Origin of the sequence: Nocardioides nitrophenolicus, from assembly GCF_016907515.1 — a bacterium.
GTDB lineage: Bacteria > Actinomycetota > Actinomycetes > Propionibacteriales > Nocardioidaceae > Nocardioides > Nocardioides nitrophenolicus.
The window spans coordinates 4728828-4748073 of the sequence record NZ_JAFBBY010000001.1 but is presented as its reverse complement, the minus strand read 5'-3'; the positions used below and the strand labels follow the sequence as shown (position 1 = coordinate 4748073).

Below are 19246 nucleotides of genomic sequence, written 5' to 3'. Positions count from 1 at the left end.
TCTCCCCCGCGTCGCCCGGGGTGGCACGCACGATCGGGCTGCCGTCGTCGAGCACCGACGGGGCGAGCAGGTCGGGGCGACGCTCGGCGGTCCGTCGTACGGCCTGCTCGTGGCGCCAGGCCGCGACCTTGCCGTGGTCGCCCGAGCGCAGCACCGCGGGGACCTCGCGACCGCGCCAGGCCGGCGGCTTGGTGTAGACGGGGTACTCCAGCAGCCCGCCCTCGGCGTGCGACTCCTCCACCAGCGAGGCGGCGTTGCCCATGAAGCCGGGCAGCAGCCGCACCACGGCCTCGGTGATCGCCAGCGCCGCGACCTCTCCCCCGTTGAGGACATAGTCGCCGAGGCTGATCTCGCGCACCTCGGCCACCTCGCGCGCATGGTCGATCACCCGCTGGTCGATGCCCTCGTAGCGGCCGCACGCGAACACCAGGCGCTCCCGGGTCGCGAGCTCCTCGGCGAGGCGCTGGTCGAACGGCTCGCCCGAGGGCGTCGTGAAGACGACCGTCGCCCCCGGCGTGAGCAGCTCGTCGAACGCCTCGCCCCACGGCTCGGGCTTCATGACCATCCCCGCGCCGCCGCCGTACGGCGTGTCGTCGACAGTGCGGTGCCGGTCGTGGGTCCAGCGCCGCAGGTCGTGGACGCCGAACTCCAGCAGCCCGCTCGCCGCCGCCTTGCCCGGCAGCGAGAGCTCCAGGGGCGCGAAGAAGTCGGGGAAGATGGTGAGGTAGTCGAGCCTCACGCGTCGTCCTCGTCGTCGGGGAAGGGCGTGACCAGCCCGGGCCGGTCGGCGATGACCACCCGCCCGCCGGCCACGTCGACCTCGGGCACCAGCGCGGTCACGAACGGCACCAGCGCCTCGCGCCGGTCCGGCGTCTCGATCCGGAGCAGGTCCTGGGCGCCGTGGGTCAGCCCGACCACCTCGCCGAGGTGGACGCCCTCGAGGTCGTAGGCGGCGAGCCCGACCAGCTGGTGGTCGTAGAACTCGTCGGGGTCGTCGGGGCTCTCGTCGGCGGGTACGACGGCGCGCAGCACCACACCGCGGGCCGCCTCGGCCGCGGTCCGGTCCGGCAGCTCCGCGAAGCTCGCGAGCAGCACGCCCTGGTGCCAGCGGGTGCGGGTGACGGTGAGGGTGCGGGCGGCGAAGGCCGAGCCGCGCGGCGCCTCGACCCGGAGCACCGCGCCGTCGGCGTACCGGCGCTCGGGCTCGTCGGTGCGCACGTCGACGGTCACCTCGCCCCGGATGCCGTGCGGCTTCCCGATCCGGCCGACGACGACCTCCAGCGATTCCATGCGGTGCATTCTCCCGGAAATGCGAGCAGCCCCGCACATCGGTGCGGGGCTGCTCGGGTGGGTCGTGCTCAGCGGCGGTCGGTGTCGACGAAGTCGATCCGGGTGCTGCTGTTGCCGGCGATCGCGGAGATCACGGTGCGGAAGGCGGTGGCGGTGCGACCACTGCGCCCGATCACCTTGCCGAGGTCGTCGGGGTGGACCCGGACCTCGAGCACCGAGCCGCGGCGCAGCTGCTTGTCGCGCACGACGACGTCGTCGGGGTGGTCGACCACTCCGCGGACGAGGTGCTCCAGCGCGTCAGCCAGCATCGGCTCAGGCCTCGGCGTTCTCGTCGGCCGGGGTCTCGGCGGTCTCCTCGGCGGCGGCCTCGGCCGGCGCCTCCTCGACCTTCTCCTCGACCTTGTCGGCCTTCTTGTCGGCCTTCTTCTTCGCGGTGGTCGCCGAGGCCTTGGGCTCGCTGGCGACCTCCTTGAGGGCCTCGTTGAAGATCTCGAGCTTGTCGCGCTTGGGCTCCTTGACCTTGAGGGTGCCCTCTGCGCCGTCGATGCCCTTGAACTTCTGCCAGTCGCCGGTGACCTTGAGGATGGCCTCGACGGCCTCGGACGGCTGCGCGCCGACGCCCAGCCAGTACTGCGCCCGCTCGGAGACGACGTCGATGTACGACGGGTCCTCCTTGGGGTGGTACTTGCCGATCTCCTCGATCACCGCGCCGTCGCGCTTCTTGCGCGAGTCGACGATGACGATGCGGTACTGCGGGACCCGGACCTTGCCCAGGCGCTTCAGACGAATCTTGACGGCCACGTTTGTGGTGTCTCCTTGAGAACTGGTGGTGGGTGAGCCAGGGACGACCAGGTGGGGACACCGGCGCCCGGACTCGGACGGGTTCTGCCACCACCGGTTGAGAGGGACCGGACGTCGCAGAACTCAGTCGGACAGTCTGCCACGCCGGGTCGGCAGGGCAGAAATCAGGGGAGGCGCCGACGGCCCCTCAGGCAACGACCCTGCCGCGCAGCACCACCCGGGACGGCTCGGTGAGCACCGAGAGGTCCTCGACCGGGTTGCGGGGGTAGATCACGAAGTCGGCGGGGTCGCCCTCGTCGAGGCCGGGATTCCAGCCCAGCCAGGCCCGGCCGCGCCACGAGGCCGCGCCCAGCACGTACTCGTTCGGCAGGCCCATCGCCGCCATCGCGAGGATCTCCTCGTGGAGCACCCCGTGGCGTGCCGACCCGCCACCGTCGCTGCCGACGTACATCGCGACGCCGGCGTCGTAGGCGGCCATGAGCACCTCGCGCCGGGTCCGGAAGAGCGCCTCCATGGTCGCGCCGTACGCCGGGAACTTGCCCTGCGCGGCGGCCACGAACTCGGGGAACTTGCTCGTCTGCAGCACCGTCGGCACCAGCGCGACGCCCTGGTCGACCATCCGGGCGAGGTGCGCCTCGGAGAGACCGGTGCCGTGCTCGATGCAGTCGATGCCGGCGTCGAGGAGCGGGCCGAGCGAGTCGGCGCCGAAGCAGTGCGCGGTGACCTTCGCACCCTGCGCGTGGGCGACCCCGATCGCGGCCGCGACCGCGTCGGCGGGGAAGGACGGCGCCAGGTCGCCCTCCTCCCGGGAGATCCAGTCGCCGACCAGCTTCACCCAGCCGTCGCCGGCCGCGGCCTGCTCGGCGACCGCGTCGGCGAGACCGTCGGGCTCGACCTCCTGGGCGTAGTTGCGCAGGTATCGCCGGGTGCGGGCGACGTGCCGCCCGCAGCGGATCAGCCGGGGCAGGTCCTCGCGGTCCTGGACCCAACGGGTGTCGGCCGGTGACCCGCAGTCGCGGGTGAGCAGCACGCCGTTGTCGCGGTCCGCGACGGCGGTCCGCTCGATCTCCGCGTCGTCGACCGCTCCCCCGTCGGCGAGACCGAGGTGGTTGTGGGCGTCGACCAGGCCCGGGACGATCCAGCCCTCGCCGGCCGTCTCCGCACCCACCAGCCCGGGCGGACGCTCGTAGGTGACCCGCCCGTCGACGACGTACACCTCCCGGGGCTCGCCGTCGGGCAGGACCGGACCGGAGAACCGCAGCGCACTCACGTGCGCGACGCTACCAACGCCGCCGGTCGGGCGATGCCCCCGAAGGGGGTCACAGGCGAGCCAGCAGCCAGGTCGGCGAGAGAGTCGTCGCACCGACCCCGTGGACCCGGGCGTCCAGCGCCCGGTCGGCGGTCACCACGACGACCCGGCCGCCCTTGTCGGCCACCCGCTCCGTGGCCTTGCGCGCCTCCGCGAGGATCGTCGTATCGCCGTCCTTGGCGGCGTGCACGGTCCGCACGTGCGCGTCCTTGCCGGCCCGGACACCGCCCTTGGCCTGGCCCTCGAGCACGAGCACGACGACGTCGTACTCGATGTCGGCCACGAGGAGCTGCTCGTGGAGCCGAGCAGCCGCGCCCGCCCGGTCCTTCCACCAACCGTCTGGCCGGGCGCCCACGACGTTCGCGCCGTCCACGATGAGGACCGAGGTCATCTCACTCCCTGGGATCTTGGCGACGTCAGAAGCGTCGATTGGGCACAGACTGCACCGCATTGGCCCCGATTTGCACGGTTTGGTCCCAAACCGCAACAGGGCCGAATCCAAGTTGAGTGGCCTACGTAAGAAACCCGCCCTACTTGAGGAACTTCGAGAAGTCCTTGGGCAGCTGCAGGTTCTCCGCCGCGGCCTCGTAGTCGATGTCCTTGCCGATGCCGAACGGGTTCGGCTTGGCCTCGGCGGCCTTCGCCTTGGCCGCGGCCGCCTCCTGCGCGGCCTTGGCCGGGTTGCCGGAGCGCCGGGCGCCCTTGCCCTTGGCCTGCTTGGCCTTCTGCTTGGCGCTGACCCGCTTGCCGCCGCCGGGCCCGCCCATGCCGGGCATCCCCGGCATCCCGGGCATCCCGGGCATCCCGCCACCCCGGGCCATCTGCATCATCATCTTGCGCGCCTCGAAGAAGCGGTCGACGAGGCCGTTGACGTCGGAGACGCTGCGTCCCGAGCCCTTGGCGATGCGGGCGCGGCGGGAGCCGTCGATCAGCTTGGGGTTGGCGCGCTCGGCGGGCGTCATCGAGCGGATGATGGCCTCGATCCGGTCGATCTCGCGCTCGTCGAAGTTCTCGAGCTGCTCGCGGATCTGGCCCATGCCGGGCAGCATCCCGAGGATCTTCTGCATCGAGCCGAGCTTCTTCAGCTGCTGCATCTGCGCGAGGAAGTCGTCGAGGGTGAAGTCGCCCTGGGTGAGCTTCTCGGCGGCCTTGAGCGCCTCCTCCTGGTCGAAGGCCTTCTCGGCCTGCTCGATCAGGGTCAGGACGTCGCCCATGTCGAGGATTCGCGAGGCCATCCGGTCGGGGTGGAAGACGTCGAAGTCGGTCATCTTCTCGCCGGAGGAGGCGAACATGACCGGCTTGCCGGTGACCTGGCGGATGGACAGCGCGGCACCGCCGCGGGCGTCGCCGTCGAGCTTGGTGAGGACCACGCCGTCGTAGCCGACGCCGTCGAGGAAGGCCTGGGCGGTGACCAGGGCGTCCTGGCCGATCATCGCGTCGACGACGAACAGAACCTCGTCGGGCTGGACGGCGTCGCGGATGCCGGCGGCCTGCGCCATCATCTCCGCGTCGACGCCGAGGCGGCCCGCGGTGTCGACGATGACGACGTCGTGGAGCTTGCGCTTGGCCTCCTCGATCGAGGCCTTCGCGACGGAGACCGGGTCGCCGACGCCGTTGCCGGGCTCGGGGGCGTAGACGGGCACGCCGACCTTCTCGCCGTTGACCTGCAGCTGCTGGACGGCGTTGGGGCGCTGCAGGTCGCAGGCCACCAGCATCGGGGTCTTGCCCTGCTCCTTGAGCCACAGCGCGAGCTTGGCCGCGAGCGTGGTCTTGCCGGCGCCCTGGAGGCCGGCCAGCATGATCACGGTGGGCCCGGTCTTGGCGTAGCGCAGCCGGCGCGTCTCGCCGCCGAGGATCGCCACCAGCTCGTCGTTGACGATCTTGACGACCTGCTGGGCGGGGTTCAGCGCCTGGCTGACCTCCTCGCCCCGGGCGCGCTCCTTGACCGCGGCGACGAAGTCCTTGACGACCGGGAGCGCGACGTCGGCCTCGAGCAGCGCGATCCGGATCTCGCGGGCGGTCGCGTCGATGTCGGCCTCGGAGAGCCGCCCCTTGCCGCGGAGGTTCTTGAAGGTCGCGGCGAGACGGTCGGACAGTGTGGCGAACAAGAGCGAGTCCTCGAGGGAGACGGAAAACGGCCAGGATCCACTCTAGTTGAGGTGCCTACACTGACGAGCATGACCGTCGCCGTCTTCCTCGGAGCGGGCCTCGTGCTGCTCGTCCTGGTGCTCGTCGCCGGCCACCGCACGCTCCGCCACGGCGGACCCACCGGCAGCGGCGTCGCCGACGGGATGGGCAGCTTCATCGACGTCTTCGACCCGGCCCGGGCCCGGGCCGACCGCGACCTGAAGTCCCACGACAACCAGGGGACGGTCACGCCCAACCCCGATGACGACGACCGGCCGGTCCGGGTCGACCTCAGCTCGGGCGTGGCGAGGGTACGCCGGACCCGCTGACCGCGCGCCGCACCGCGTGGGCGGCCTCGGCGGCCCTAGTCTCCGACAGCGCGCCGGCCGCGACCTCCTGGACGTAGAACACGTCCACCGCCTGCGGCCCCAGCGTGGAGATGTGCGCCGAGCGCACCGTCATGTCCAGGGCGGCGAGCGCGGCGCTCACCAGGTGGACCACGCCGAGCCGGTCGGCGGCGCGCACCTCGAGCACGGTCGCGTGGTCGCTCGCCTCCGGCCGTACGACGACCGCCGGGTCCAGCTCGCCGGGGACCTGTCGCGCCGCGAGCCGGGCGGCGGGGTCCACCCGCCGGGAGGTGACCGCGTCCAGCTGGTCGCCCAGGGCACCGGGGTCGAGGCCGCTCTCGGCGACGTCCCAGATCGACACGGCGTACTCCCCCTGCGCCCACAGCCGGGCGGCGCGCACCGCGACCCGGCGCAGCGCGAACACGGCGGCCACGTCGGCGAGCAGCCCGACCCGGTCCAGGGCCACCACCGTGACCCGGGAGCCGTCGACGACCGGCTCGACGACGATCGAGACGTCGCCGTCGACGACCCCGGCCGGGACCGGGATCTCGTCGACGGTGAACGCGGGCGGCGCGCTCCCCCGCTCCAGCGCGGCGCGGGCCCGGCGGGAGAGGTCGAGCACCAGCCCGGCCCGCCACGACGACCAGGCCTTGGGCGAGGCGGCCTTGGCGTCGGCCTCGGTGAGCGCGGTCAGCAGGGCCAGCGCGTCGAGGCTGTCGATGTGCTCCAGGAGGGCGTCGATGGTGGCCGGGTCGTCGGGGTCGCGGGTGGTGGCGACGTCGGCGAGCAGCAGGTGCCAGCGCACCAGCTGGGCGATCAGCTCGACCTCCCGGGCCCCGAAGCCCATCCGGGTGGCGATGGCCCGCGCGATCGGGGCGCCCGCGACGCTGTGCTCGGTCAGCTCGCCCTTCCCGATGTCGTGGAGCAAGGCGGCCACCACGAGCACGTCCGGGCGCGACACCTCGCGGATCAGCGCGGCCGCCTCGACGCAGGTCTCGACGACATGCCGGTCGACGGTGAACCTGTGGATGGCCGAGGCGTGCGGCAGCAGCCGGATCCGCTCCCACTCCGGCAGGATCCGGTCCAGCGCACCGGTCTCGTCGAGGGTCTCCCACACCGGCAGCAGTCCCGGCCCCGCCGCCAGCAGCCGCACCAGCTGTTGGCGCGCCTCGTCGGGCCACGGCTCGGGGAGGGCTCCGCCCTCGCGCACCAGCCGCGCCGCGGTCGGCGGAGCGAGCACGACGTCGCGCACCGCCGCCTCCGCCGCCGCGCGGAGCAGCAGCACCGGGTCCGCCGCGGGCCGGACCCCGGCCTCCAGCACGATCTCGCCACGCGAGAGCGCGATGCCGGGCGCCACCCGCTCCAGCTCCGGGCGCCGCGGACGCGCGGCCGGGGTGCGTCTTACGGCGTCGTCGGCACGCCGCCAGGCCAGCCGCGACAGGTGGGTCACCCGCCGCCCGAGCTCGCGCACGTAGCGCTGTGCCGCCGCCTCGTCAGGCAGCCCGAGCCCCTCGGCGAGCGGCCCCCAGTGCTCGGGCGCGATCCGGTCGGAGGCCCGGCCCGCCGCGTCGTGCAGCAGGTCGCGTACGTCGAGCAGCTGCTGCCGGCAGCGCTCCAGGTCGGCCGCGGGCACGTCGACCAGCCAGGTCGCGGTCAGGCTCTTGAGCACGGTCGCGTCCCGCAGCCCGCCCTCGGCCTCCTTGAGGTCGGGCAGGGACAGATGCGCCAGCTCCCCGACCAGCCGGTGGCGGCTGCGGACCAGCTCGCGCAGCTCCGGCAGCCGCTCCCGGGCCTGGCGCCGCCAGTGGGCCAGCGTGGTGGCCCGCAGCCGCAGCGCAAGGCTGGGGTCGCCCGCCACCTGGCGTACGTCGAGCAGGCCGGAGGCCACCCGCACGTCCGCCTCGGCCGCGGCCAGCATCTCGGGGAGGGTGCGCACGGCGTGGTCGAGCTTGGCCCCCGAGTCCCACAGCGGGTACCAGACCCGGCCCGCCAGCTCGTGCCACCGCTCCTCGTCGACGCCCTCGTCGGCCACGAGGACCACGTCGAGGTCGGAGTACGGCGCCAGCTCGCCCCGCCCGTAGCCACCCACCGCGACCAGCGCGACACCCGTGTCGGGACCGGCGGCGTCGTCGTACGCGCTCAGGCAGAGCGCGTCGGCCGCCTCGGTCCGGGCGGCCCGCTCGGCTGCGGTCATCCCGGGCCGTGACCGAAGTGCGGACGGGCCCCGCCGGTGGCGGTGTGCAGGTCGTAGGCGGTCTCGGCGTGGATGACCAGGTCGACGCCGGCGACCTCGTGCTCCGGGTCGACCCGGAAGCCGACGGTCCGTTCCAGCACCCACACCAGCAGCGCGGTCATGGTGAAGGAGAACACGAGGGTCGCGCCGGCCGCCACCAGTTGCTTGCCGAGCTGGTCGGCTCCCCCGCCGTAGAGCAGCCCGTCGACGTGCGTCACCGAGGAGGAGGCGAGCAGGCCGATCAGGACGGTCCCGACCAGGCCGCCGACCAGGTGCACGCCGACCACGTCGAGGGAGTCGTCGTACTTGAAGGTGTACTTGAGCCCGACCGCGAGCGCGCAGATCGCGCCCGCGGCGAGGCCGACCAGCATCGCGCCGATCGGCGTGACCGCGCCGCAGGACGGGGTGATCGCGACCAGGCCGGCGACCACGCCCGACGCGGCGCCGAAGGACGTGGCGTGGCCGTCGCGGTAGCGCTCGACGGCGAGCCAGGCGAGCAGCCCGGTGCAGCCGGCGAGCAGGGTGTTGACGAAGACGATGGCCGCGGTGTTGTCGGCGGCCAGTGCGGAGCCGGCGTTGAAGCCGAACCAGCCGAACCACAGCAGGCCGGCGCCGACCATGACGAGCGTCAGGTTGTGCGGCTTCATCGGGTCCCGGCCGAAGCCGACCCGACGCCCCAGGACGAGCGCCGCCGCGAGCCCGGCCGCACCGGAGTTGATCTCCACCGCCGTACCGCCGGCGAAGTCGAGCGCACCGAGCCGGCTCGCCATCCAGCCGCCACCGAAGATCCAGTGCGCGACCGGCGCGTAGACCAGCACCGTCCACAGCGCGGCGAACAGCAGCCAGGTCCCGAACCGGGTGCGATCGGCGATCGCGCCGGCGATCAGCCCGACCGTGATCACGGCGAACAGGCCCTGGAAGGCCGCGAAGAGGGTGATCGGGTACGACGCGTCGGGGTCGGCCTCGAGCATCCCCTTGAACCCGAGGTACTGGGTGGGGTCGCCGATCAGTCCGCCGCCGAGACCGTCGCCGAAGGCCAGCGAGTAGCCGACGAGGACCCACGCCACCATGACCACGGCCAGCGCCCCGAAGACCATCATCATCATGTTCAGCACGCTCTTGGAGCGGACCATCCCGCCGTAGAAGAAGGCGAGGCCCGGTGCCATCAGCAGGACCAGGGCGGCCGCGGCGAGCAGCCAGGCGGTGTCACCGGCGGCCGAGGCCGGCGCCGCGGACGCGACGAGGAGCAGATCAGGCATCCCGACACTGTGCGGTGACTTTGTTTCGCGCGTGTAACGCGTCTCCCGGCGGCGGTTACGCGCGGGTGAAGCCGGGGCCCGCCACGCCGGCGGGCCCCGGTCACGAGGCGTTCTCAGTTCACAGTGCGGCCGTGTCGGTGTCGCCGGTGCGCACCCGCACCACCGACTCGACCGGGCTCACCCAGACCTTTCCGTCGCCGATCCGGCCGGTGTGGGCCGTCTTCGTGATGATCCCGACGATGTCGGTCGCGTCGGCGTCGTCGACGACGATCTCGATCCGGATCTTGGGGACCAGGGCGATGTCGTACTCCGCGCCCCGGTAGACCTCGGTGTGGCCCTTCTGCCGTCCGTAACCGCTGACCTCGCTGACCGTCATCCCGGTGACGCCGAAGGCCTCGAGCGCCTCCCGGACGTCCTCCCACTTGTGCGGCTTGATGACCGCGGTGACCAGCTTCATGCGCTTACCTCCGAAGGGGTGGACGTGCTCAGGAGCGAGGTACGACGAGCGGCACCGCCGCCGGTGGTGAGATCGTAGGCCGCCTCACCGTGCTCGGCGAAGTCGATCCCGTCGACCTCGTCCTCCTCCGGGAGCCGCAGGCCGATCGCGGCCTTGATGCCGAGCCCGACCACCAGGGTGGCGATCGCCGACCAGACCATCGCGAAGAGCGCGACCAGGACCTGGACGACCAGCTGCTTGGCGCCACCCCCGGTGAGCAGGCCGCCCTCGTTGGACGCGAGGAAGCCGACGCCGATGGTGCCGATCAGGCCACCGACGAGGTGGACGCCGACGACGTCGAGGGAGTCGTCGTAGCCGAAGCGGTACTTCAGGCCGACCGCGAGGGCGCAGACGCCACCGGCGACCAGGCCGAGCACGATCGAGCTCCAGGGCACCAGGTTGCCGCAGGCCGGGGTGATCGCGACCAGGCCGGCGACCACGCCGGACGCGGCGCCGAGCGAGGTCGCGTGCCCGTCGCGGAGCTTCTCCACGAGCAGCCAGCCCATCATCGCGGCGCAGGTGGCCAGCGTGGTGTTCAGCCAGACCAGGCCGGTCTCGGTGGTGTAGGCGTCGAGGTTGACGATCGAGCCGACGTTGAAGCCGAACCAGCCGAACCACAGCAGGCCGGCGCCGATCATGGTCAGGGTCAGGTTGTGCGGCTTCATCGGCTCCTTGCCGAAGCCGAGCCGCCGGCCGAGCAGGAGTGCGAGGACCAGGCCCGCGACACCGGCGTTGATGTGGACGACGGTGCCGCCGGCGTAGTCGATCGGTGCCACCTCGGCGCCGCCGTCACCGGAGAACAGCAGGTCGGCCAGGCCGCCCTCGACGCCGCTGAGGAAGCCCCCGCCCCAGACCATGTGGGCCAGCGGGAAGTACGACAGGGTCACCCAGATCGGCAGGAAGACCAGCCAGGCCGAGAACTTCATCCGGTCCGCCACCGCGCCGCTGATCAGCGCCGCGGTGATCACCGCGAAGGTCAGCTGGAAGGCCACGAAGACGTAGTTGGCGGGGTCGGTGCTCTCCAGCCCGAACTGCGTGAACGGGTTGGAGAAGAGCTTGCCGATCTCCTTGCCGGTCGCGCCGTCCGCGGTGGCGAAGGTCGTGCTGTACGACATCGACCAGCCCCACAGGGCGTACACGATGCCCACCACGCCGAGGGCGCTGAAGGACATCATCATCATGTTGAGCACCGACTTGGTCCGGCTCATGCCGCCGTAGAAGAGCGCCAGTCCGGGGGCGGTCATCAACAAGACGAGCGAGGCCGACACCAGCATCCAGGTGTAGTAGCCGTTTTCCACACCCGAACCATCGGCGGCCCAGGTTTCGGCTCAGCCGACCGGATGTTTCGGGCAGGTAACGGGTGCCCCGGGCCGGTTACGGGACCGTGACGGGCACCGTGGCGCGGAACCGGCGAGAGCTCAGCCCAGCAGCGCGTCGACGAACGCGGCCGCGTCGAAGGGCGCCAGGTCGTCGGGGCCCTCGCCGAGGCCGACCAGCTTGACGGGTACGCCGAGCTGGCGCTGCACCGCGACCACGATGCCACCCTTCGCGGAGCCGTCGAGCTTGGTGAGCACGATGCCGGTCACGTCGACCACCTCGGAGAACACCTTGGCCTGGATCAGCCCGTTCTGGCCGGTCGTGGCGTCGAGCACGAGCAGCACCTCGGTGACCGGGGCCTGCTTCTCGATCACCCGCTTGACCTTGCCGAGCTCGTCCATCAGGCCCTGCTTGTTCTGCAGCCGGCCCGCGGTGTCGACTACGACGGTGTCGACGCCGCGGTCCACGCCCTGCTTGACGGCGTCGAAGGCGACGCTCGCCGGGTCCCCGGCCTCGGGACCGCGGACCACCTCGACGCCGACCCGCTCACCCCAGGTGGCGAGCTGCTCGGTCGCGGCGGCGCGGAAGGTGTCGGCCGCGGCGAGGAGCGCGGTGCGGTCGTCGGCCACCAGGATCCGGGCCAGCTTGCCGACCGTGGTGGTCTTGCCGGTGCCGTTGACGCCGACGACCAGGACCACGCCCGGGGCCTCGCCCTCGCCGCTCACCTTCAGCGAGCGGTCCATGCCCGGGTCGACCAGGTTGATCAGCTCCTCGCGCAGCACCTGACGGGCGTCGGGGGCGGCGCCGCCCTCGACCCGCAGGCGGGTGCGGAGCCGCTCGACGAGCTCCTGGGTGGGCGCGACGCCGATGTCGGCCGCGAGGAGCAGGTCCTCGATCGCCTCCCAGGTGTCCTCGTCGAGCTTCTCGCGGCTCAGCAGGCCGAGCAGGCCACGGCCGAGGGCATTGGACCCCGCCAGCCGCTGGCGCAGCCGGACCAGGCGGGAGGCCGGCTTCTCCGGCGTCTCCACCGTGGGCGCGGCGGGCTCCTCGACCACGACCTCGGCCGGGGGTGCCTCGACCGGCGCCTCGACCGCATCGGGCGTCTCGACGGTCTCGGCGGGCGGGGCCGGCGGAGCGACGACGTCGGTGGTCGCGTCGGGCACCCGCGGCGTCCGGCGTACCCGAGTCCCGACGAAGCCGACGATCGCGAGGACGCCGACGACGGCGATCCCGATGACGAGGTAGAGCCATTCCTGCATGGGCCCCATCCAATCACCGTGACCCCGGGACGTCGGATTCCGGAGGGTAGATTGCGGCCGTGCCCGACGAACACCAGCCCGGACCGGCCACGCCCGACGTCGCGGCCTTCGAGCGCGCCGGCCGGGACCGGCTCGCCGCGCGCGACGAGCTCGAAGGCCTGCGCGCCGAGGTCGCGACCCTGCGCGCCGCGCTCGAGCGGACCCAGGTCGAGCACGCCCGCCGGGTGCGGGAGCTGGAGGCCGAGCTCGCCGCCCGGGACGCGCGCCCGGGCGCACGCCTGCGCCGCAAGGCCGGAGCCGTCGCCCGGCGGCTGCGCGACTGAGCGACTGAGCGACTGAGCGACTGAGCGACTGAGCGGCGACCGCCGGCCGACTCAGCGGATCTGGTAGGGCTCCGGGATCACCTTGTAGTCGCCCCATCGCTGCTTGATCAGCCGGCGCTCGAAGCCATGGACCCGAGGGTCGCGGGTGGCCGACTCGAAGTGGTGGAGCACGACGTCGTGCAGCCACAGGCAGCGCAGGCCGTGCCGACGGACCTTGAGGCAGAAGTCGACGTCGTTGAAGTTGCCGGGCAGCAGCTCGGTCAGTCCGCCGACCTCGTCGAACACCTCGCGACGTACGGCGAGGCAGGCGGCGGTGACCGCGGACACCTCACGGTTGATCTGGAGCTCGCCGCGACTCCCCAGCGCGTCGCCGTCGGCCTTGAAGTAGTGGTGGTGCAGGGTGCCGCTGCCGTAGATGATCCCGGCGTGCTGGATCCGGCCGTCCTCGAAGAGCAGCTTCGCCCCGGTCACCCCGACCCCCGGCTCGCGCAGCGGGGCGATCAGGGTCTCGACCAGCCCGTCGGACACCGCCTCCGTGTCGTCGTTGAGGAGGACCAGCACCTCACCCGTCGCATGCAGCGCGCCGACGTTGATCTTGGCCGAGAAGCTGAACGGCTCCGTGAAGGCCACCAACCGCACCTCGGGGATGCTCGCCAGCTCCGCCAGCACCTCGTCCGGGGTCTCCCTGTCGTAGACCACCACCACCTCGATCGCGCGGTGCCGCGAGCTCGCCAGCACCGATCGGATCGCCTCGACCACGAGCACCCGCGACCGTCCGCCGACCTCGGCGCGTGAGCCGCGGGTCGGCACGATGACGCTCACCGGCGTGGTGAGGTCGGGCTCGCGGCGGACCCGGTAGAGCCACGGCCGGGGTCCGTGCTCCACGGTCGCGGCGATGCCGAGCCGGTCGAGGTGGTCCTGCACCGCCCGGACCCCGGCCACGCTGGCGTACGGCTTGGCCTCGGGGTCCGCGGCCGCCGAGCCCGGAACCTCGCGCCAGTAGTAGAGGACCTCCGGGACGTGCAGCACCCGGCCGCCGCGCTCGGTGACCCGGAGCACCAGGTCGTGGTCCTGGGAGCCGTCGTAGCCCGGCCGGAAGCCGCCGACCTCGACCACCCGCGAGCGGCGCAGCATCGAGAGGTGCAACGTGTACATGTGGTGCCGCAGCCGCTCCGGCGACCACTCCGGCTTGCGGAACGGCTTCTTGCGCCGCCCGTCATCGGTCATCCGGGCCTGGTCGCTGTAGGCGTAGTCGACCTCGTCGGGGCGTTCGTCGGCGTCGACCGCCGCCAGCATGGTGGCGAGAGCATGCGGCTCGAGGACGTCGTCGTGGTCGAGCAGCACCACGAACTCACCCGTCGCCCGGTCCAGGCTGTCGTTGCTGGCCGCCACGATCCCGCCGTTCTCGGCGCGGACCGCGACCTTGACCCGTGGGTCGGCGGCGGCCAGCTCCCGCAACCGGGGCACCACCCAGTCCGCGGGCGAGCCGTCGTCGGTGACCACCCACTCCCAGTCCTCGCAGGTCTGGGACAGCACCGAATCCACGGTGTCCTCGAACGCCCGACGCGGCGGGGCGTAGACGGCGGTGACGAGGGAGACCCGGGGCGGACGCACGAGCGCGATCGTCCCAGATCGGGCCGGATCAGCCCAGCCGCTGCAGGTCGCGCTCGTCGTCGGCCAACACCGGCGCGGAGTCGACCGCGCGACCGAGCGCGTCACCCAGCCACGGCACGACCGGCATCTGCGCGCCCCGGTGGGGATAGGCGACATAGAGGGCGACGACGGCCGAGACGACCAGGCTCAGCCCGATGGCCAGCGCGACGAACAGCACTTCGACTCCTCCGAGTAGGGATCGCGATGCCACCATCCTGCACCCCGGGCCCAAGGGCTCCGGCATCGCCGCTCCCGGGCGCTGCCGGGGAGCGGCGGAGGTCACACCACCAGCGGCGCGACGGCGGCGCGGATCAGCTCGGGGACCGGCGTGGTGGGACGCGCGGGGTCGGTGTCGTCGACGTAGACGTGGACGAACCGGCCCTCCGCCGACGCGAGCGCGCCCTCGCCCTCGGGGTCACCCTGGAACAGGCCGACCCGGTAGACCACCGAGGAGGTGCCGATCCGCTCGACCGCGAGCCCGAGCTCGATCGGGCGCGGGTAGCCCATCTCGGCGAAGTAGCGACAGCTCACCTCGGCCACCACCCCGATCTGGGGAAGCCTGCGGATGTCGGTGCCGGTGGCGTCGTGCAGGTGGGCGTTGACCGCGGTGTCGATCAGGTCGAAGTAGCGCGCGTTGTTGAGGTGACCGTAGACGTCGTCGTCGGACCAGCGCGTCGTCGCCGTCCGCCAGACGCGGTACGCCGACCGGTCGGGCCGGGTGCGGTCGGGAGTCGTCACGCGGACTCGTCCCGCAGCCGCTGGCTGATCACCGCCGACACGCCGTCGCCGCGCATGGTGACGCCGTAGAGCGCGTCGCCGACCTCCATGGTGCGCTTCTGGTGGGTGATGACCAGCAGCTGCGAGTTCTCGCGCAGCTCCTCGTAGATCTCCAGCAGGCGGCCGAGGTTGGTGTCGTCGAGCGCGGCCTCGACCTCGTCGAGGATGTAGAACGGCGAGGGGCGGGCCTTGAACAGCGCGACGAGGAAGGCGACCGCGACCAGCGAGCGCTCGCCACCGGAGAGCAGCGAGAGCCGCTTGACCTTCTTGCCGGGGGGCCGGGCCTCGACCTCGACGCCGGTGGCGAGCATGTCGGAGGGGTCGGTGAGGACCAGCCGGCCCTCGCCGCCGGGGAAGAGCCGCGCGAAGGTGTGGTCGAAGGCCTTGGTGACGTCGGCGTACGCCTCGGTGAAGACCTGCTCGACCTTGACGTCGACGTCCTTGACGATGTCGAGCAGGTCCTTGCGGGTGGCGCGCAGGTCCTCGAGCTGCTCGGAGAGGAACTGGTGGCGCTCCTCCATGGCGCTGAACTCCTCCAGCGCGAGCGGGTTGACCCGGCCGAGCATGCCGAGCGCCTTCTGGGCGGTCTTGAGCCGCTTGGCCTGCTCCTCGCGGACGTAGGGCACAGTGCGGGGCTCGGCGTCGGCGGCCTCGCCCTCCGCGGGCGGCTCGAGGACCGGCACCGGCTGGTCGGGACCGTAGTCGGCGATCAGGCCGTCGGGCTCGAGGCCGAGCTCCTCGAGCGCCTTGGTCTCGATCTGCTCGATGCGCATCCGCTGCTGGGCACGGGCCATCTCGTCGCGGTGGACGGAGCTGACCAGGTCCTGGTGCTCCTTGCCGAGGTCGCGCAGGGTCTGGCGCACGACCATCAGCTCCTGCTCGCGGCCACGGCGGGACTCCTCGACCGACTGGCGCCGGGCGGTGGCCTCCTCGATCGACGCCTCCAGGCGGGCCAGCACGAAGGTGACGGCGGCGGCGACGGCCTGGCCGGCGCGGCCCTCGGCGAGCAGTCGGGTACGACGCTCGGCGGCCCGGGCGCGGGCCTGGCGCTCGGACTCGGCGGCCTTGCGCATCTGGTCGACCCGGCCGTGGAGCGCGCGGGCCCGCTCCTCGGAGGTCCGCAGCGAGAGCCGGGCCTCCATCTCGCTCTGGCGGGCCGCGCGGGTGGCCTCGACCAGGCGCTCCTGCTCAGTGGTGTCGGGCTCCTCGTCGGTGTCCTGCTCGGCGCTCGCCAGCCGCTGCTCGAGCTCGGCCAGCCCGACCAGGGCCTGCTCGCGGGAGGTCTCGGCCTGGGCGATGGCCTCGGTCATCCGCTCGGCCTCGGCCCGGGCGGCGCGGGCCAGCGAGCCGTGCTGGCCGAGCTCCTCGGCCACCGCCGCCAGGGTCGCGTCGGACTCGTGGAGCCGGGCCAGGGCGACGTCGACGCGCTGGCGACCCTCGATCCGCTCGTTCTCGAGCCGGGCCAGGTCGAAGCCGAGCCGCTCGGCGGCGGCGACCGCCTCGACCAGCGCTTCGGCGGCCTCGTCGACCGCGGCCTGGATCTCGATCAGGCTCTGGCTGGCGTGGGAGCCGCCGGAGGCGAAGTGCGCGCCGAGCAGGTCGCCGTCGCGCGTCACCGCGACCACGTCGGCGAGTCCGGCGACCAGCGCACGGGCGGCGTCGAGGTCGTCGACGACCGCGACCTTGCGCAGCAGGCGGTTGAGCGCGGGTCGGATCTGGGCGGGACACTCCACCACCTCGACGGCGTACGACGTGCCGGGCGGGAGCGCCGGCCAGTCGGTCGTGGTCTCGGCCTCTCCCCCGCCGAGCAGCATCCCGGCCCGGCCGAGGTCGTCGTTCTTGAGGTGGTCGATGGCCGCGACGGCGGTGTCGGCGTCGGTGACGGCGACCGCGTCGGCGGCGGCGCCGAGCGCGGCGGCGACCGCTCCTTCGTAGCCGCCGCGGACCGAGACCAGGGCGGCGACCGAGCCGAGCAGGCCGGAGAGGGTGTCGGACGCGGCGAGCAGCGCACCGACGCCGTCCTTGCGGGCCAGGCCGATCTCGAGCGCCTCCTTGCGGGCGCTCAGCCCGGCCTTGTCGCGGTCGGCCTGCTGGGCCTCCTCGCGGACCTTGACCAGGCGCTCCTCGATGTCGTCGAGCGCGGCGACGGCCGCCTCGTGCTCGGCGTCGAGGCCCTCCTCACCGGCGTCGAGGCCGGCGACCTTGGTCTCGAGGGCGGTGAAGTCACGCTGCGAGCGCTCAGCCCGGGCGAGCGCGTCGGCGCGGGCGGCCTCGAGCCGACCGATCTCCTCCTCGGCCGCGTGGGCGCGCGAGCGCAGCGTGTTGACCTGGCCGTGGAGCCGGGCCAGCCCCTCGCGGCGGTCGGCGGCGGCCCGGAGCAGGCCGGCGACCCGGCGCTCCTCGGCGGCCGCGGCCTCCTCGGCCCCGCGGCGCGCCGCGACGGCCTGCTCGAGCGCGGTCTGCTGCGCCGTGACCTGCGCCGCGATCTCGGCCTCCTGGGCCGCCAGCCGCGCGGCCTCGGCCTCGATCTCGTCGGGGTCGCGGCCCTGCTCGACCTCGCTCTCGGCGACTCCCGCGGCGTTGCGCACCCGCTCGGCGGCCAGGCTCTGGGTGCCGCGGAAGCGCTCGCGCAGCGCGGTGAGCGACGCGAGGGTCTCCTGGGCGGCGGACAGCGCCGGCAGGTCCTCGCGCAGCGCGGCCTCGAGCGTCGCCTCCTGCTCGCGCGCGGCGGCGATCCCGGCCTCCACCTCCTCGCGACGGGCCAGCAGCACGCTCTCGTCGGCCAGCTCCTGCTCCAGCGACGTGCGCGCGGTGACCAGGTCGTCGGCGAGCAGCCGAGCCCGGGCGTCGCGGACGTCGGCCTGCACCGTCGCCGCGCGCCGCGCCACCTCGGCCTGGCGCCCCAGCGGCTTGAGCTGGCGCCGGATCTCGCTGAGCAGGTCGTTGAGCCGGTTGAGGTTGCCCTCGGTGGAGTCGAGCTTGCGCAGCGCCTTCTCCTTGCGCTTGCGGTGCTTGAGGACGCCCGCGGCCTCCTCGATGAACCCGCGCCGGTCCTCCGGCGTCGCGTGCAGGATCTGGTCGAGCTGGCCCTGGCCGACGATGACGTGCATCTCGCGACCGATGCCGGAGTCGCTGAGCAGCTCCTGGACGTCGAGCAGGCGGCAGGTCGTGCCGTTGATGGCGTACTCGGAGCCACCGGTGCGGAACATGGTCCGGCTGATGGTGACCTCGGTGTAGTCGATCGGCAGCGCGCCGTCGGAGTTGTCGATGGTCAGCACCACCTCGGCCCGGCCGAGGGGCGGACGCCCGGACGTGCCGGCGAAGATGACGTCGTCCATCTTGCCGCCGCGCAGGCTCTTGGCGCTGGCCTCGCCCATCACCCAGGCGAGCGCGTCGACGACATTGGACTTGCCGGAGCCGTTGGGGCCGACGATGCAGGTGATGCCGGGCTCGAGCTGCAGGGTCGTCGCGGAGGCGAAGGACTTGAACCCCTTGAGGGTCAGGCTCTTCAGGTACACGCGGTCTCCCTTCGGGGTCGGGCAAGGTGGTTCCGACGCGGGGGAAGCTCGGCAGGCCTCACGTTACCCCGGCGGTCCGACGGATCGCTGCACCCCGAGCGGGGCCGTAGTCGTCGTCGGCGTACGCGATGTGCCGGGACTGGGGCACGCCCCGCGCGACGGGCCCGCCGGCGGGTGGCAGTCCGGCCGGGAGGGCGTCGCCGAGCCCCGGGTCGCTCGCGGCGCCGACTGCGGGCTGTAACACGGAGTTCGCTGGCCTTCCGGACCCCAGACGTCGCCAGAACCAGTCCGTGCGGGTCCGGTACAGCCGAACCGCGTCACGAAGAGCAGCGGACTCCGTGTTACAGCCGATCCGATCGAGGGCGCGCCTCCCACTGCGGTTCGAACGCCGCCGTTCCCGAGGCCGAGAGTCGCTGCGCGCTCGCGACGCGCTCTCGCGAGGCGGCCACCGCGCGGAAAAAGGCGTTCGGACCACCCGGCGCCGTTGGGGGCGGGGGTGGTCCGTTCTGGTGTCACCTGGGGCGACGACGGGAGCCC

At 73.0% G+C, this 19246-nt stretch carries 17 protein-coding genes and 1 pseudogene; 2 read left to right on the top strand and 16 right to left on the bottom strand.

Going from position 1 to position 19246, the window contains the following annotated elements; translation table 11 throughout:
- Positions 1 to 67 precede the first annotated feature (67 nt).
- The 7 genes and pseudogenes from trmD to ffh form a co-directional block, all read right to left on the bottom strand.
- A pseudogene (gene trmD, locus JOD66_RS28700) lies at positions 68 to 739 on the bottom strand (tRNA (guanosine(37)-N1)-methyltransferase TrmD); the annotation flags it as partial.
- A complete protein-coding gene (gene rimM, locus JOD66_RS22855) occupies positions 736 to 1299 on the bottom strand; it encodes a ribosome maturation factor RimM (protein ID WP_204839107.1) in 564 nt (187 codons plus the stop codon). The pseudogene trmD and the gene rimM, both read right to left, overlap by 4 nt.
- A 59-nt stretch (positions 1300 to 1358) precedes the next feature.
- Positions 1359 to 1598 carry an RNA-binding protein gene (locus tag JOD66_RS22850; RefSeq protein WP_204839106.1) on the bottom strand — a complete coding sequence of 80 codons (240 nt, stop codon included), beginning with the start codon at positions 1596 to 1598 and terminating at the stop codon, positions 1359 to 1361.
- 4 nt (positions 1599 to 1602) lie between these two features.
- Positions 1603 to 2091: a 30S ribosomal protein S16 gene (rpsP, locus tag JOD66_RS22845; protein WP_204839105.1), complete on the bottom strand. Its 489-nt coding sequence runs from the start codon at positions 2089 to 2091 to the stop codon at positions 1603 to 1605.
- Positions 2092 to 2278: 187 nt separating this feature from the next.
- Positions 2279 to 3361, bottom strand: a complete 1083-nt coding sequence (locus tag JOD66_RS22840; protein ID WP_204839104.1) for an amidohydrolase family protein — start codon at positions 3359 to 3361, stop codon at positions 2279 to 2281.
- Positions 3362 to 3410: 49 nt separating this feature from the next.
- A complete protein-coding gene (locus tag JOD66_RS22835; protein WP_204839103.1) occupies positions 3411 to 3791 on the bottom strand; it encodes an NYN domain-containing protein in 381 nt (126 codons plus the stop codon).
- 139 nt (positions 3792 to 3930) lie between these two features.
- Positions 3931 to 5508: a signal recognition particle protein gene (ffh, locus tag JOD66_RS22830; protein WP_204839102.1), complete on the bottom strand. Its 1578-nt coding sequence runs from the start codon at positions 5506 to 5508 to the stop codon at positions 3931 to 3933.
- A gap of 69 nt (positions 5509 to 5577) precedes the next feature.
- On the opposite strand from ffh, the gene JOD66_RS22825 reads away from it, so the two are divergent.
- Entirely contained in the window at positions 5578 to 5856 is a 279-nt protein-coding gene (locus JOD66_RS22825) for a hypothetical protein (RefSeq protein WP_204839101.1), read from the top strand.
- On the opposite strand, the gene JOD66_RS22820 is transcribed toward JOD66_RS22825, so the two are convergent.
- The 5 genes from JOD66_RS22820 to ftsY all read right to left on the bottom strand — a co-directional run bounded on the left by JOD66_RS22820 (position 5819) and on the right by ftsY (position 12447).
- On the bottom strand, positions 5819 to 8068 hold the full coding sequence (locus JOD66_RS22820) for a [protein-PII] uridylyltransferase (RefSeq protein ID WP_204839100.1): 2250 nt from the start codon (positions 8066 to 8068) through the stop codon (positions 5819 to 5821). The two genes, JOD66_RS22825 and JOD66_RS22820, sit on opposite strands and share 38 nt — an antisense overlap.
- The gene (locus tag JOD66_RS22815; protein ID WP_204839099.1) at positions 8065 to 9366 is read right to left on the bottom strand and encodes an ammonium transporter; all 1302 of its coding nucleotides are present in this window, start codon (positions 9364 to 9366) and stop codon (positions 8065 to 8067) included. Before JOD66_RS22815 ends, JOD66_RS22820 begins: the two co-directional genes overlap by 4 nt.
- Before the next feature lie 118 nt (positions 9367 to 9484).
- Positions 9485 to 9823 (bottom strand): P-II family nitrogen regulator, encoded by a 339-nt coding sequence (locus JOD66_RS22810; protein WP_204839098.1) that lies wholly within the window; start codon positions 9821 to 9823, stop codon positions 9485 to 9487.
- Positions 9820 to 11160, bottom strand: coding sequence for an ammonium transporter (locus JOD66_RS22805; RefSeq protein ID WP_307823667.1), 1341 nt, complete (start codon positions 11158 to 11160; stop codon positions 9820 to 9822). Before JOD66_RS22805 ends, JOD66_RS22810 begins: the two co-directional genes overlap by 4 nt.
- A gap of 120 nt (positions 11161 to 11280) precedes the next feature.
- The gene (ftsY, locus tag JOD66_RS22800; RefSeq protein WP_372442712.1) at positions 11281 to 12447 is read right to left on the bottom strand and encodes a signal recognition particle-docking protein FtsY; all 1167 of its coding nucleotides are present in this window, start codon (positions 12445 to 12447) and stop codon (positions 11281 to 11283) included.
- 50 nt (positions 12448 to 12497) lie between these two features.
- Between ftsY and JOD66_RS22795 the strand changes: the two genes are divergently transcribed.
- Positions 12498 to 12761: a hypothetical protein gene (locus JOD66_RS22795; RefSeq protein ID WP_204839096.1), complete on the top strand. Its 264-nt coding sequence runs from the start codon at positions 12498 to 12500 to the stop codon at positions 12759 to 12761.
- A 51-nt stretch (positions 12762 to 12812) separates the two neighbouring features.
- Here the strand turns inward: JOD66_RS22795 and JOD66_RS29645 are convergent, their stop codons facing one another.
- The 4 genes from JOD66_RS29645 to smc form a co-directional block, all read right to left on the bottom strand.
- Positions 12813 to 14375: a glycosyltransferase family 2 protein gene (locus JOD66_RS29645; RefSeq protein ID WP_204839095.1), complete on the bottom strand. Its 1563-nt coding sequence runs from the start codon at positions 14373 to 14375 to the stop codon at positions 12813 to 12815.
- Between the two features lie 28 nt (positions 14376 to 14403).
- The gene (locus JOD66_RS22785) at positions 14404 to 14592 is read right to left on the bottom strand and encodes a hypothetical protein (protein ID WP_204839094.1); all 189 of its coding nucleotides are present in this window, start codon (positions 14590 to 14592) and stop codon (positions 14404 to 14406) included.
- Between the two features lie 101 nt (positions 14593 to 14693).
- Positions 14694 to 15152: an acyl-CoA thioesterase gene (locus JOD66_RS22780; protein WP_204839093.1), complete on the bottom strand. Its 459-nt coding sequence runs from the start codon at positions 15150 to 15152 to the stop codon at positions 14694 to 14696.
- Positions 15149 to 18709, bottom strand: a complete 3561-nt coding sequence (gene smc, locus JOD66_RS22775) for a chromosome segregation protein SMC (RefSeq protein WP_204839092.1) — start codon at positions 18707 to 18709, stop codon at positions 15149 to 15151. The genes JOD66_RS22780 and smc overlap by 4 nt, the downstream gene beginning before the upstream one ends.
- Between the last annotated feature and the right edge of the window lie 537 nt (positions 18710 to 19246).